Genomic DNA, 12,366 nt, shown 5'->3' on the forward strand with positions numbered 1-12,366 from the left:
TATGCGGGCCTCGCCTATGTGAACCAGCATGCGGGACAGGAGACGCTCGCCGCGCTGCCGGCACCGCTCAGCCTGCTGGGCACCGAGCACTTCATTGGCTCGCTCGCGTACCGGCTGGGGATCGTGAACTTCCAGTTCAACTACTCCTATAACCGCCCGAAGGACGCGCCGGCGAGATCGCTGGCCGCGCGACTCGGCACGGCGCACTCACTCAGCATCGCCGAGCTGGGCGCGACGATCCAGGTGACGGCGGCCGACGTGATCCAGATCGCGGGCGTCGAGCGCGACGTGCGCGGCGCGCACGACAACACGCCGGGCATCGAGATCGGTGCTGAACACTCGCTGTCCAAACGGACGAGCGTCTACATGCGCGCGGGTTACATGAAGAACAACGGCGCCGCGACGGTCAGCTGGCCGGGCGTTACCGTGACCGAGGGTGGCACGAACCAGGTGATGGCGACGGTGGGGATGACGCATCGCTTCTGAGTTTCTGGTTGAGCACATCGTGAGCGGACGGCATCCGGTGGGTCCCGTTGCGGGAATCGCCGGATGTCGGCGTGTCTGTCATATGCACCGGAACACGAGCGACATGTGCCGCCACGCACTGCGCAGCAGTATCTACCAGGCTCGCGAACCGGAGAACGGCGCCAGAGAGTGAGCGCGTTTTGTTCCGACTCGCCAGCGCATCTCTCATCCAGCGTCTTCTGGATTGAGCCGCGATGTCAGCACGTGATCAGCCCACGATCCATTGATCTTCAGATACGAGCGGGCGAGCCCTTCGTACTGGAAACCTGTTCGTTCCAGCAGGCGCGCACTGCGCGTGTTCTCCGGACGATAGTTCGCCATGACGCGATGCAGCTTCAGATGCTGGAAGACATGATCGAGTGCACACGTCAGCGCTTCATGCATCAATCCCTGACCTTCCATGTGCTTCGCGATTGAAAAGCCCAGATGACACGCCTGAAACGGTCCGCGAACGATATTCGTGAAGTTGCAGTCGCCGAGGATCTCGTCGCTCCCGCTGTGACAGATCAGCAGGAAAAGCGCGCTGCCCGAAGCGTTGTGCTGCGCCATCGAGCGCAGTCGACTGGCGATTGCCCCGGTTTCGAAGAAGCTGTCGGGTCGCGACGGCTCCCAAGGCTGGAGGTGCGCGCGGTTTTCCTGGTAGTAGCGCTGCAGGTGTGCGGCATGGCGATCGCTCGCAGGCCGAAGCTGCAGACGTGCGGTGAAGAGGCCGTCGGCCGGAAAGTCTGATGTCGGTACGTTCATACTCTTGTGCTCAGGCTGACCTGGGGCGCTGAGTATAGCGGGATATCGTCGGACGAATATCCGCATATCCGGCGGTGTTTAACCCCATGCAGCGTTCTGCAACACGATGCGATAGCCGTCGGGATCTTCGAACGTCATGCCATGGTGGTCCCAGTAGGGATTTTCGGATCTGACCGGCGTAACGCCGAGCGCGTGCAGGCCTGCGACGGCCGCGTTCCACTCATCCCGGTCCGGCAGGTAGAGCACGAGTAGATGCTCCGTTGTCGGGGCATCGTCCACCATCACGTCGTGCTGATGCGTGAACTCGATGTGCCACTGGCAACCCGGCCGGCCGACGATGACGCCGTCGAAGCCATCGTGATCCTCGAAGTGCGCCAGCACGTCGAAACCCAGCCCGGCGGTATAAAAGTCGGCCACGCGTTCGATGTCGTTGGTGGGGCGGGCTACCCGCAGGATGGGTTGCGACATTTCATGGTCCCCTGGTGGATACAGGTATGCGGGTTTGTAAACGCAGCATATCGTGCGAAGCGTATTTCTGCGGATAACCCCGGTGTACTCGCGGGCATTCGTCTGACCTCGGGGTGCGCCACGCGAGCGCTTTAAGCGGCTTGAGTCGCGACTTTGACGGATATCGACTAGACATCCACGCATCCATTTTCGGCGTACTCTCGTAGATGAAGTAAGCACTCGAGCAGCGCAAGGCCGCTCTGCGCCTGTAGCCCGGGTGCGTACTTTCACGCTTGAAGGAAGGACGCCATGATTAGCAGCCAGAAGAGCATGTTTCTTGCAGGTCTGGTTCTCAGCGCGCTTGCGATTACCGTCTCTGTGCTGCGTTCGGGCAAGGCCGAGCTTTCGGCGAGCCAATCCAGCTTCGAGCACTATGGCGCTTCGACTTCAGGAGCGGTCGACGAAGCGCCGGCGCCTTCTGTCAGATCAGGTCCGGTTTCCGCAGACAATAGCGCGGACACCGACGTTGCTCAGGTGCTTCAGGCGGTGCGGGACAATCTGCAACGCAACGATCCCGTTTCCGCAAAGCAGCTGCTTGACGCGGTGCACGCGCTTCACAAAGACAACGAACAGGTATTGGCGCTTCAGCGGTCACTGGAGACGCTCGAAAGCAAGGCGAAACACGCGGTGCCTGTTGCACAGACGGACTGGCCCGAGAGGAAACTGGAGTCGAACCGGTCTGCATCCCGGTCGATGGCGATGGCCGGTCATTCACGTGAGCGCGCGGCGCCAGTGCGCGAACACGCGACCAGCCCTGAACGTGGCGCGCCGGCTACAGGTGCGGGCCAGGTGAAGATGGGGCTTACCGACGCCGCGCATGTCGACGCCGCGATTCCGGCGTCGGGAGGTGGCGAGCGGGTTGCGATCGCGTTGCCCGCAGCGTCAACCGTAGCCGACGCGCCCGCAGCGTCCCCAGTTGTCGAAAGGGCGCAGCCGCAGGTCGAAACCGCACAGGTCGCGCAGCCAGATCCGGTAGCGGCCGATACCGATCGAGGGCCGAAGACCCGCGCGCAGGTACGTGCGGAGCTGGACCGTGCGCGCACGAATGGCGGTCTTCCGCGCTTTGGCAATCCCGACCCGAAGGGGCCAGGGGGCGCGCCGAGCACCACCGTCCTGACGACGATGCCCAGCCGGTAGCGCTCAGGCGAAAGTCACGACTGGTTGCGTCTCGCCGGTGGCGCAGGAGGCGCTTTGGGGGCGACGGCGGGCGCGGGCGTGACGGGTGGGACAGGCGTAACAGGCGTAACACCTGACCCATCGGGTGATGTACCAGACGGCGCCGCACTCGCATCGGCTGGAACGGTGATCTCCTTTGGCGACGCCGGCGGCCTGCTCGTGCTTTGGGCCGAGAACATCCATCGCTCCACATTCAACGCGCGTCTGTCGATAGGCGGTGGCGCCGCACCGTCAGCCGCTCTGGCGGCGAGCACGGCTGCCGCCGGTTGGGGTCCCGCTGTTTTTCTTTGCTGCTCCTGCTGGACAAGTTCGGCGTATGAAACGAGCGCGGTCTGCGCGTCGTGGAAGCTCGACGGTACATCGGCAACGGCCGCGGCCATCTGTACGACGCCTGTAGCGGCAATCGTCGCGGGTGTATCCGTGCGCGGCCTGTCGAGCGATATCGTCGATGCGAAATTGCCAATCGGGTTCAGGCCGGGTCCGGACATCGTCCTGCGGCACAGATGTGGCAACTGCCATTTATCGCATGCGTAGCGCAGCACGCTGGTGTGATCGTAGACGGTGTGATCGACGCCCACGCCTACCCACGGCGACACGAGAATCGCAGGAACGCGCACGCCCAGGTGGTCGAATGCGTAGTTGGCGGTGTTGTCATCGGGCGGGGTCGCGGTGGGCGGCTGGACGTGATCGTAGAAGCCGCCGTGTTCGTCGTAGGTGACGATGAGCAGCGTCGATTCCCACAACGGCTGGTTTGCACGGATCGCGTTGTACACATCGGCGATCAGCTGCTCGCCGGCCGCGATACCCGCCGGTGAATGCTGATCGTTTTCGACACCGTCCACGCCCTTGAAATAGCACGGCTCGATAAACGCATATGACGGGAAAGCGTCGGCCTGACCTTTGCAGTCCGTGAAGAAAGCGGCCATGCCCTGATAGTGGCTCGTGAAGAGACGCGCCTTCAGGGTGTTCAGCACGATCGATTGCGGAACGCCGCCGTGGTAGATCTTCCACGAAATGTTTTTGGTGTCGAGCTGGTCATAAAGCGTGGGCTGACCATAGCGGCCAAAAAACATCCTCACCGTATCGAATGCACCGTCGGGCATCAGCACGTCGCCGAGCGTCGTTCCACTGTGCACGAAGAGACGGTTCGGCCACGTCGGTCCGGGCATCGACGAAAACCAGCGGTCGCACACCACGAAGTTCTTCGCCAACGTGTGCAGTGCGGACAGTTCGCCATCCTTGAAGTACGCCATGATCTGGTCGCCATCTGGGACCGGTGCATCGGGACTCATCCGTCGATACTCATCGACGAAATGCGCCATGCCGTCCTTGACCTGCGCCTGCACATTGTCAAACTCATGCGGCACCTTGAAGTCATTGCGGACGAACTGCGCGGCGATGGGTTGCTGCGTGAACGTGACGTTGTTTTTTGCGTCGAGGTTCGTGCCGGGGCTGGACGGGTCGACGCCATCGATCGCGTGATTGAACGACTCCCGTAGCGCGCCGAGCATATGATCGAACGAACGGTTCTCTAGCATCAGCACGACAACATGTTTGATCGGGTCGGTTGGCGAGCCGGCCGTCGACGCGTTCATCGTCGGTACTTCGGCTGCATGGACGCCGGTCGCCTTACCGTTGCCGGAGGTGGCGCCTGTCGTGGCGGTGGAGATCGTGTCGCGCAGGACCATCCGTCCACTGCGACTTTGCGTTTTCAACTGAAAGCGTCTGGCCGCTTTCGGGTCGTGCGCAAAGAATTGCTGGTTCCGCCCCAGGACCGGATCGAAGAATCCGATATATCCGCCCGGGTTCACGCTGAACGAAACGAGGCCAGTGCCGCAGAAGTCGTTGCGCGCGCCGGCTTCTTCGCCGGCAGTGAAGTAATGCGGCAACACGAAGTTGGAGACCGACACCCCATCTATCTCATAGCATTGCGACTGCACGGCGTCGCACATTTCGAAGAAGTGGTAGACGGTGCGATCGGGCGCATCAGGATTGGGGCCTTGCACCAGCAGATTGCATTGCGGATCACCAATCAGTTCCAGCGCTTCGTGCGATAGCGTGGTCGACCATTCATCGCCCAGTGACTTGCAGAGATCGAGAAACACAAAGCCATACGGGATGCCGGACAGATTGCGAGCGTGGTAGCCGAGCGCATCGTTGGAGTCGGCCGAGTCGAGCACGTAAAGAATCGCATCGCCCCGCAGCTCGCTCAGCTGTTGAAGGTCGGCGCTCGCGCCCGTCGGTCCCTCGACGCGTAGCCGGCCGCCGAACGCCCAATACGGCTCGAAGTCTTCGGCGACCTGGCGGTTGATCGCGCGAACAACGCGATGCATTTCCCGTTCTGCGATGCTGCTCGTGCGATTGACGACAGAGATCTGGAACATGGGGCGCTCCGATGTTGTGCCTTGAGTCTGTGCCTCGAGTCGCGACGTTGACGGTAATGGCACGCCGCGCGGGTGTACGACCGTTCGATGTCTTCGGCCTCTTCTGAAGACGAATCACAAGGTCGAAGATTAAGCGCCACGGGAAGCGTTGATCAAGTTCTGTCGTTCAATACGTCAGATATCGCACGGAGTCCGGCTTGCGGTATGCGGCATGAATTAAGAAGGTCAGGATTAAAAAGGCGGCGCGCGGATAGCGTCATTCCAGCTTATGCATGAGCTGAAATCCCTCGGGCCAGGCGCCCAGGTCGCTGTTCGCGTTGCCCAATGCACGACGGCGAGACACCCAAGACTGTGCGCGACGATGAGCGTGTCCTTTCCGTGGGGCGCTACCTGTTGTTCTATCGCCGATATCCACTCGTCACAAACGACGCGATCCCAATCGTCGACCGTGAGACGCTCCCACGCTGGATGAGACGCCTGCCACACGCTCTGCCAATGCGTGGGCCCCGAGTTGCCGATACCGGGTACGACGAGGACGGGGTAATCCATAAGCGAAATCTCCAGGAGTCAGCGGATAAGTGGTGTTCATCAGTGTAAAAGTCCGCGAACTCGGGCAACATCGTTAAACAAATGAATTGACGGTCGCCCACCGACGAATCGACGGAAACTTGAGGCTCTTTCAAATGAAACCTAAGCAGATCGTGCTGGATCGCCTGGACTGGCGAATTGTGGAGGCACTTCAGCGCAATGCCCGCGTCACCAACACGGAGCTCGGCAAGCAGATCGGGCTTTCACAACCGGCTGTCACCGCGCGTATCAGAAGACTCGAAGAGCAGGGCGTCATCGAGGGCTACGCGGCGCGGATCAATCCAGGACTCGTCGGGCGAGGTATTGCGGCGTTCGTCCGGATACGGACCAGCCATGCTGAAATCAAACACTGCCTGAGCGCGTTCGAAGCAATGCCCGAAGTGATCGAGGCCCATCGGATTACGGGCGAAGACTGCTTCATCGTTCGGATTGTGGTCGAAGAGATGACGCAGCTTGAAGCGGCGATCGATGCGCTAGCCCGATTCGGGCCTGTGACGACTTCGGTTGTTCTGGCGAGTTATCCGCCTAAGGCGATTTGCTGAGTGGGGTCTGGAGGGGTTGCTTCGGGCGGGGCGTTCAGGGATTGATCGAGGGCTGGAAGGTCGTCAATCCGTCGCGGCTTCAGATTCCGCCCACAGATCGTCTATCGAAAGCTTTGAAAACTTGCAGGTTTCGTCCGTGCCCGGCACCGGACGCTCGCGGATTTTAAAAGTTGCGCTACACTTGAAACCATCCTATAACCATCCATATGGATGGTAACAAGAGGTAATCGATGAAAAAACTAGCAGCAACGGATCTGTCTCGACCCAAGGGCGGCGACACCGAAAAGATCACGATCAACCTCGGCCCGGTCGATCTTGGGCAGATCGATCTGCTGGTCGAAGAAGGCTTTTATTCGAACCGTACCGACCTGATTCGCACCGCGATCCGTAACCAGCTTGCGCTGCATGCGCAGGTCGTCCACGAAACGGTGACGCGCCGCGCGCTTGTGCTCGGGTTGCAGCACTTCTCGAAGCTGGATCTCGAAGCCGTGCGCGCGGCGCACGAACGTCTGAACATTCAGGTGCTCGGACTGGCCAGTATCGCCGCGGATGTCCCGGCGGAACTGGCCGCGGCGACGATCGAAAGCGTCGTCGTGCTGGGTGCCTTTCACGCTTCTCCCGCCGTCAAGGCGGCGCTGGCCGGAAAAATCCGCTAGCGTCCCCGACGGCCCACCGACAGTCTGCCGATCAACCGGATCACGACAATGAAACTGAAGGAAGGTTTTCTGCACGCGATGCATGATGCGATGACGTTGCTGCGCAGCCACGGCGTTGCTGAAGCGACGGAGGCGATCCAGCGCGCGTTGCGGGGTGAAACAGCAGAAGCGGCCCATACAGCCGATGCGACGGTTCGCCGGAACAGCGAAGCGCGGCACACGATTTTTCCGTTCGCCGATGTTTTCGGCGCCGGTAATGCTGCCGGCGCCGCGGATGCGAAGTCAAGGACAGACACGAAGGACGAATCCGCGACGCGGGAATCACGGCACGCCCGTGAAACGCGCACTGAAGCGGAAGACCGCGGACACTTCAGCACCTATATGTATGCGAATGCTGCCGGCCGCCGTCGATACCGGCTGTATGTGCCTTCCGGCACCGCGGGCGATCCGCTTCCGCTGATCGTGATGCTCCACGGTTGCACGCAGGACGCGGACGATTTCGCCGCAGGCACGCAGATGAATGCGCTGGCCGAACGCCAGCGATGCCTCGTCGCGTATCCGGTGCAGCCGCGGCAGGCCAATCCGTCGAAATGCTGGAACTGGTTCAGGCCGGACGACCAGCATCGCGAGCGCGGCGAGCCGTCGTTGATCGCGGGCATCACGCGCGAAATCGTCGCCACGCACAATGTCGATCCAGCGCGCGTGTATATCGCCGGCATGTCGGCGGGCGGCGCGATGGCGGCGATCATGGTCGATGCGTATCCCGAACTCTATGCCGCCGCCGGCGTGCATTCCGGGCTGCCCGCCGGCGCCGCGCACGACCTGCCATCCGCGCTCGCCGCGATGAAAGGCGGCCGACGCACCGGCGCCGGACGGCGCGCCGCAAAAGAGATGCATGCTGTACACGCGCCTGCGGCACAACGACCGCTTATCGTCTTCCACGGCGACGCGGATGCGACGGTCCACGTCGTGAACGGTCAACGGATCCTGCATGGGTTCGAGCCGCGTCCGGACGCATCAGCCCAACGCACGTCGATACCCGGACGACGCGCCTCGACGGTGACGCGGCTCGTATCGAATGACGGTATCGACGCGGAATTGTGGACGGTGCATGGCGCGCCGCACGCCTGGTCAGGAGGCAGTTCGCTCGGCAGTTACACGGACCCGGACGGGCCCGACGCCAGCGCGGAAATGCTGCGCTTTTTTCTCGATCATCCGCAACGTCATTGATCTTCGACTTCCCGCTGCCATCCACGCGCGATGATAAGCAGGCGATAGACCTATCCGCGCTTGATGAACGCGGAACGCGGCAGCGGAATACGGCGGGCGCCGGCAACGCGTCATCCGCCATGCGTGCCCGCTTGCGATCAGGATTTTCTGGCGTCCCTGTCCGCGTTGGCCCGGTTGCCAGCAGCCTCGTGGGTGGCGGGAGAGGGGTGATGGCCCGCGGCTTCGTGAACAGCATGGTTGTGACTGCCGCCCTGCGGATGCTGTGCGACCTCATGCGGGCCGTGGTCGTGTTCATGCCCATGTTCGTGCATTGCATCGTGATGCCCGGCTTGATGATGCTGTTCGCGCATGGCGACTGACTCACGATGTTCTTCATGACGCACCGCTTCGCGATGATGTTCGTCGCGCGCATACCGGTCGGGTAAATGACCATTGTGATGCGCCATCACCTCACGCAGATGCGCCCTGCGACGGAACACGTCCTGACGATGATCGCCATGCGCGTAGAACTGCCGGTGACGCATGCCGTCGGAACCGGTGATCCAGATATACGTGCTGCCGTTGATGTACAGCACGTCACGGTCGACGACAGCCGCGATATACACATCGTAGCGCGCGGGCACGTACGTCTCGCGTACGACCGGTTGCGCAACTACGACGGGCGGGCGCGGACGCGGAGGCGGCGCGACGACGACGGTCGTGGGTGCCGGTTGCGGCGCCGGCTGGACAACCACTTGCGCGCTTCGTGGGGTGGTGACGCATCCGGCCAGCGTGATGGAAAACGCGATTGCAGCAACAGCGCAGGCTAGCCTCGAATTGTTCAAACCGTGCTCCGACGTCAGATTGAAGGGATGTCGTGGATAACGGATCAAACGGGGCTTTACTTGAATTGCGTGTGACGGACGGGCAGTTGCACCACCGTCGCGTTACCGGCGTTACCGGCGTTACCGGCGTCGCCGCCGGCCGCGGGAATCGCCGGCAACAACTTCCCCTGCACCAACAGGCTGACTGTCTTCACGATAAAGATCCCGATCACGACATTGGCGATCACGAACAGCACGGGTGCGAGCCATTCCACCGGGCCGGTGGCGCCGCGTTCGACCATCCGCATCGCCATCGTCGGCAGGGCGCCGACGCCGAAGCTGAAACCCCACCAGGACGGCGTGATCGACTGCGTGCGGATCCATGGCACGAGCCGCAGCAGCAACAACGCCTGAAAGAGACCGTAGCCGAGCAGGATCTGCGCGAAGAGGTCAGGTGTGCCGGTGGTCAGGCTCATCCACGCGATGCCGCCGACGACCGGCGGCGCGAGCTGGATGCCGAGCGTCGGCCGCAGCGCGTCGGGCAATGGATCGTGAACCGCGGCGCGGAGCAGGATCAGCGATTCCAGCGCGAGCCACGACAGCATGCCCGCCCCGAAGAACAGCATGCCGGCCTGCGGCCAGCCGAAGGCCGCGAAGCCGGCGCCGGCGACGAAGCCCGGCGCAACGGTTGGCAGATAGATCGCGGGCGTCACCAGTTCAGGCGGACGTCCGCCCTGCCACAAGCGGCCTTGCAGAAAGACGCCCAGCGCAAGCTGGGCGACGACCGCGACGCCGAACAGGGCGAGCGCGACGGGACGGTCGTAGCTGATGAGTGCAATCGCTGCCAGCATGCTCGACACCGGCCCGAGCGCCGCAAACGAAGATTGCACCGGATGCCGCATTTCAGCTTGCGCTTCGGCGCGATGCAGCAGCCACTTGCGCGCATACGTCAGCAGAATGACGAGCCACGTCGCAATCGCGGCGAACGTCAGCACATCGACAACGGCTTCGGGAACCGGCCAGAGCCGGGCTGCCACGCGCCACGCGTTGACGAGCGCGAGCGATCCGACTGCAATGCCGAAAAAAGCGACTGGCATGGGACCACGCTGGATTTTCATGTTGACCTCCTGAAGTTGCATCGCGTGCCAGCTTTGCTGCACTGGCACATCGTGAGAGGCACTTTAGGGGGCGGGATGAAAACCGTGAATGCCGCCTGGGCGCAACAAGATGCTCATTCGGCTCATCTGCCGCTCTGCAAACCCTTTTCCTTTTGCGGTTTTGACCTCATGCTAGAAGTTCTGCACCGCTCCGGAGAGCCACTATGGACGAGCAGCAGGAACATCGCGGTTTCACGATCACCGTCAGCACGCGCGATGATCGCGCCGGTGGTGCGTTTGTGACGTTGCTGATCGAGCGCGCATCGACGCCCGGACATGACGCGCGCAGTGCGGCGCCTCGTTCCGAGCCGGAGCATTACCGCTCGGTGCGCGCGGGGCCGGCTGCGGTAGGCGAAGCGATGGACCGCGCGCGGCGTGCCATCGACGACGCGCTCGGCGAACCCGATCCGCTTGGCGACTGAAGCATCACCGGCGGCCCGGTGGACCCATCTTCACCGCGCCCGCGCCTCGCGCTCATGAAAACACATCAAAACAACAGGACGCTGCCATGCAGTTCGACTACAAGACATTTCATATCGATTGCCGTGCCCGGCACGACGAAGATGGTCATTACGTCGCGCGGGCGAAGATCACGGTGCCGGCCGTGGGAGCAGGGCGCGTCACGACGCACGATTCCGGCGATATCGATTCCTTCGTGAACGAGTCCGACGCCATTTCCTGCGCAAAGGCGTGGGCCATCGAATGGTGTGACGAAAACTGGGACTGAGCCGGGCGCGGCGGTTCCGCGCACATGACGATGGAGACCGACATGCCGCGTGAAGCCAGAACGGAACAGGAACTGCTCGCCCTCGTGACCGCAGCGCTCGAAGCGAATCCGGATACGACCGGCTGGAGCCCGACCGCCATCCAGGAGCAGGAGGAAGATTCCGAAGGCTGCAACTGGGATATCCACTATCTGCGCGGCAACAGCGAAGCTGCCGAGGTGAAGGACGTCGTGATGCCTGTCGCCGCCCGCATCATCAACACGCTGCGCAGTCGCTACAGCCTGCTTTAGCGTCGTACGCGCAACGCCTTGTGGGGAGCGCGCCTCGCGATCATCCGCAATGATCGCTTCGCCGGAAAGAGGAGTCCCTCCAGCCGCGTCCGGCTGGAGGGACTCCTCTTTCAATTTCGGGCATGACGAACGTCCTAGAGGTAGGCTCCGCCGATGCGACCTTCGAAGATGCCGATATTGATGTCCCAGTCGTCCACGGTACCCGTGGACGTGCCGTCGACACCAACGCGCACTGCGCGGCCTCCGGTCAGAAGTTTCATCTGGTCTGCGGTGAGGGTGGCTTCGTGGCGGGTGTCTTCGACGGTGGGCGTGAGGTCCTTGATGACGACAGAGGCTTTCATGGCAGTTCTCCTGAGGGTGGATGAGCACGGCGGTGTGCTCGTCCCTCGTTCTGCAAGGGATATGCCACTGGGTCGACGCGTGCGGAAGCATCCGTATCGCGCGCTGTGAGCTGCGTACGAACGTGCGGTGGAAGGGCTGAGGGCCGGTGCTTCGATTGCGGACTCGCGCACGTGCGCCGTCCGCTGCGCGCAATGTGTCGGCGCGAGCCGGACAGGTGGCCGGATGCTGTTGGTTGCGTCGCGCGTCGTATTCCCGGCGGCGCGCATGCGGGCAGGCGCTATTTGCGCAGCACGGAAGGCGACGCTGCGACGCCGCCGGTATCGGATTCAGTCAGTGGCGCCTGCCGGGCAGCGGGAAACCCCGGCGGCCAGTCGATGACACGCGGCGCGTCGGGTGCCGGCCGGGCGATGTGATGCGCGCCGATGCGCGTGCCGCCGACGATGGCGGCCATGGCCTGCCTGTCGAGTTCGACGCTTTCGGTCAGATCGGTGACGACGAGGAGAGTCATGTCGGTCCCAGAGAATCCAGTTATTCCTGGAAAGCGAAGCGCGACAGTCGATGCAATCGACTGTCGCCCGATGGTTGCCGATGCGGATAAGGCATCGCACAACCAGTATAGGAAATTCGCCTCTACCCCGTATGCTGCGCTCTGTTTTTTAACCGGCCGTAGCAGGAGCCCCCGGGCTGTCTGCTACGG

16 protein-coding genes are annotated in these 12,366 nt (G+C 62.5%); 8 read left to right on the forward strand and 8 right to left on the reverse strand.

Annotated features, from left to right (window positions below; translation table 11 throughout):
- A partial coding sequence (locus P3T16_RS04995; RefSeq protein WP_429341413.1) for a porin occupies positions 1–486 on the forward strand: 486 nt, incomplete at its 5' end.
- A 204-nt stretch (positions 487–690) separates the two neighbouring features.
- On the opposite strand, the gene P3T16_RS05000 is transcribed toward P3T16_RS04995, so the two are convergent.
- Entirely contained in the window at positions 691–1,269 is a 579-nt protein-coding gene (locus P3T16_RS05000) for a GNAT family N-acetyltransferase (RefSeq protein ID WP_429341414.1), read from the reverse strand.
- A gap of 78 nt (positions 1,270–1,347) precedes the next feature.
- Complete coding sequence (locus P3T16_RS05005) at positions 1,348–1,737, reverse strand: VOC family protein (RefSeq protein ID WP_429341415.1); 390 nt, start codon at positions 1,735–1,737, stop codon at positions 1,348–1,350.
- 288 nt (positions 1,738–2,025) lie between these two features.
- On the opposite strand from P3T16_RS05005, the gene P3T16_RS05010 reads away from it, so the two are divergent.
- Positions 2,026–2,913 (forward strand): hypothetical protein, encoded by an 888-nt coding sequence (locus P3T16_RS05010; protein ID WP_429341416.1) that lies wholly within the window; start codon positions 2,026–2,028, stop codon positions 2,911–2,913.
- Between the two features lie 14 nt (positions 2,914–2,927).
- Here P3T16_RS05010 and P3T16_RS05015 read toward each other — a convergent pair whose 3' ends face one another.
- Both P3T16_RS05015 and P3T16_RS05020 read right to left on the reverse strand, forming a co-directional pair.
- Complete coding sequence (locus P3T16_RS05015; RefSeq protein WP_429341417.1) at positions 2,928–5,336, reverse strand: alkaline phosphatase family protein; 2,409 nt, start codon at positions 5,334–5,336, stop codon at positions 2,928–2,930.
- A gap of 231 nt (positions 5,337–5,567) precedes the next feature.
- A complete protein-coding gene (locus P3T16_RS05020) occupies positions 5,568–5,885 on the reverse strand; it encodes an RBBP9/YdeN family alpha/beta hydrolase (protein ID WP_429341418.1) in 318 nt (105 codons plus the stop codon).
- 134 nt (positions 5,886–6,019) lie between these two features.
- On the opposite strand from P3T16_RS05020, the gene P3T16_RS05025 reads away from it, so the two are divergent.
- The 3 genes from P3T16_RS05025 (at position 6,020) to P3T16_RS05035 (ending at position 8,352) form a co-directional block, all read left to right on the forward strand.
- Positions 6,020–6,466, forward strand: coding sequence for an Lrp/AsnC family transcriptional regulator (locus P3T16_RS05025; RefSeq protein WP_429341714.1), 447 nt, complete (start codon positions 6,020–6,022; stop codon positions 6,464–6,466).
- 230 nt (positions 6,467–6,696) lie between these two features.
- Positions 6,697–7,122 carry a CopG family transcriptional regulator gene (locus tag P3T16_RS05030; protein ID WP_429341419.1) on the forward strand — a complete coding sequence of 142 codons (426 nt, stop codon included), beginning with the start codon at positions 6,697–6,699 and terminating at the stop codon, positions 7,120–7,122.
- Between the two features lie 48 nt (positions 7,123–7,170).
- Positions 7,171–8,352 (forward strand): extracellular catalytic domain type 1 short-chain-length polyhydroxyalkanoate depolymerase, encoded by a 1,182-nt coding sequence (locus tag P3T16_RS05035; RefSeq protein WP_429341420.1) that lies wholly within the window; start codon positions 7,171–7,173, stop codon positions 8,350–8,352.
- A 137-nt stretch (positions 8,353–8,489) separates the two neighbouring features.
- On the opposite strand, the gene P3T16_RS05040 is transcribed toward P3T16_RS05035, so the two are convergent.
- Together P3T16_RS05040 and tehA are read right to left on the reverse strand one after the other, a co-directional pair.
- Positions 8,490–9,176 (reverse strand): hypothetical protein, encoded by a 687-nt coding sequence (locus tag P3T16_RS05040; protein WP_429341421.1) that lies wholly within the window; start codon positions 9,174–9,176, stop codon positions 8,490–8,492.
- Positions 9,177–9,232: 56 nt separating this feature from the next.
- Entirely contained in the window at positions 9,233–10,273 is a 1,041-nt protein-coding gene (tehA, locus tag P3T16_RS05045) for a dicarboxylate transporter/tellurite-resistance protein TehA (protein WP_429341422.1), read from the reverse strand.
- Between the two features lie 203 nt (positions 10,274–10,476).
- Between tehA and P3T16_RS05050 the strand changes: the two genes are divergently transcribed.
- From P3T16_RS05050 to P3T16_RS05060, 3 genes are all read left to right on the forward strand, one after another.
- The gene (locus tag P3T16_RS05050) at positions 10,477–10,734 is read left to right on the forward strand and encodes a hypothetical protein (RefSeq protein WP_429258691.1); all 258 of its coding nucleotides are present in this window, start codon (positions 10,477–10,479) and stop codon (positions 10,732–10,734) included.
- A gap of 86 nt (positions 10,735–10,820) precedes the next feature.
- Complete coding sequence (locus tag P3T16_RS05055) at positions 10,821–11,039, forward strand: hypothetical protein (RefSeq protein ID WP_429258692.1); 219 nt, start codon at positions 10,821–10,823, stop codon at positions 11,037–11,039.
- Between the two features lie 42 nt (positions 11,040–11,081).
- Positions 11,082–11,327: a hypothetical protein gene (locus P3T16_RS05060; protein ID WP_429341423.1), complete on the forward strand. Its 246-nt coding sequence runs from the start codon at positions 11,082–11,084 to the stop codon at positions 11,325–11,327.
- 134 nt (positions 11,328–11,461) lie between these two features.
- On the opposite strand, the gene P3T16_RS05065 is transcribed toward P3T16_RS05060, so the two are convergent.
- Together P3T16_RS05065 and P3T16_RS05070 are read right to left on the reverse strand one after the other, a co-directional pair.
- Positions 11,462–11,668 carry a hypothetical protein gene (locus tag P3T16_RS05065; protein WP_429258694.1) on the reverse strand — a complete coding sequence of 69 codons (207 nt, stop codon included), beginning with the start codon at positions 11,666–11,668 and terminating at the stop codon, positions 11,462–11,464.
- 278 nt (positions 11,669–11,946) lie between these two features.
- Positions 11,947–12,177, reverse strand: a complete 231-nt coding sequence (locus P3T16_RS05070; RefSeq protein WP_429258695.1) for a hypothetical protein — start codon at positions 12,175–12,177, stop codon at positions 11,947–11,949.
- Positions 12,178–12,366 lie beyond the last annotated feature (189 nt).

It is taken from the genome of Paraburkholderia sp. GAS42 (assembly GCF_050436565.1).
Lineage (GTDB): Bacteria > Pseudomonadota > Gammaproteobacteria > Burkholderiales > Burkholderiaceae > Paraburkholderia.

Coding starts and splice junctions, on each gene's coding strand:
- P3T16_RS05000 (WP_429341414.1), bottom strand. CDS start 1,269: ATGAACGTACCGACATCAGACTTTCCGGCCGACGGCCTCTTCACCGCA.
- P3T16_RS05005 (WP_429341415.1), bottom strand. CDS start 1,737: ATGTCGCAACCCATCCTGCGGGTAGCCCGCCCCACCAACGACATCGAA.
- P3T16_RS05010 (WP_429341416.1), top strand. CDS start 2,026: ATGATTAGCAGCCAGAAGAGCATGTTTCTTGCAGGTCTGGTTCTCAGC.
- P3T16_RS05015 (WP_429341417.1), bottom strand. CDS start 5,336: ATGTTCCAGATCTCTGTCGTCAATCGCACGAGCAGCATCGCAGAACGG.
- P3T16_RS05020 (WP_429341418.1), bottom strand. CDS start 5,885: ATGGATTACCCCGTCCTCGTCGTACCCGGTATCGGCAACTCGGGGCCC.
- P3T16_RS05025 (WP_429341714.1), top strand. CDS start 6,020: ATGAAACCTAAGCAGATCGTGCTGGATCGCCTGGACTGGCGAATTGTG.
- P3T16_RS05030 (WP_429341419.1), top strand. CDS start 6,697: ATGAAAAAACTAGCAGCAACGGATCTGTCTCGACCCAAGGGCGGCGAC.
- P3T16_RS05035 (WP_429341420.1), top strand. CDS start 7,171: ATGAAACTGAAGGAAGGTTTTCTGCACGCGATGCATGATGCGATGACG.
- tehA (WP_429341422.1), bottom strand. CDS start 10,273: ATGAAAATCCAGCGTGGTCCCATGCCAGTCGCTTTTTTCGGCATTGCA.
- P3T16_RS05050 (WP_429258691.1), top strand. CDS start 10,477: ATGGACGAGCAGCAGGAACATCGCGGTTTCACGATCACCGTCAGCACG.
- P3T16_RS05055 (WP_429258692.1), top strand. CDS start 10,821: ATGCAGTTCGACTACAAGACATTTCATATCGATTGCCGTGCCCGGCAC.
- P3T16_RS05060 (WP_429341423.1), top strand. CDS start 11,082: ATGCCGCGTGAAGCCAGAACGGAACAGGAACTGCTCGCCCTCGTGACC.
- P3T16_RS05065 (WP_429258694.1), bottom strand. CDS start 11,668: ATGAAAGCCTCTGTCGTCATCAAGGACCTCACGCCCACCGTCGAAGAC.
- P3T16_RS05070 (WP_429258695.1), bottom strand. CDS start 12,177: ATGACTCTCCTCGTCGTCACCGATCTGACCGAAAGCGTCGAACTCGAC.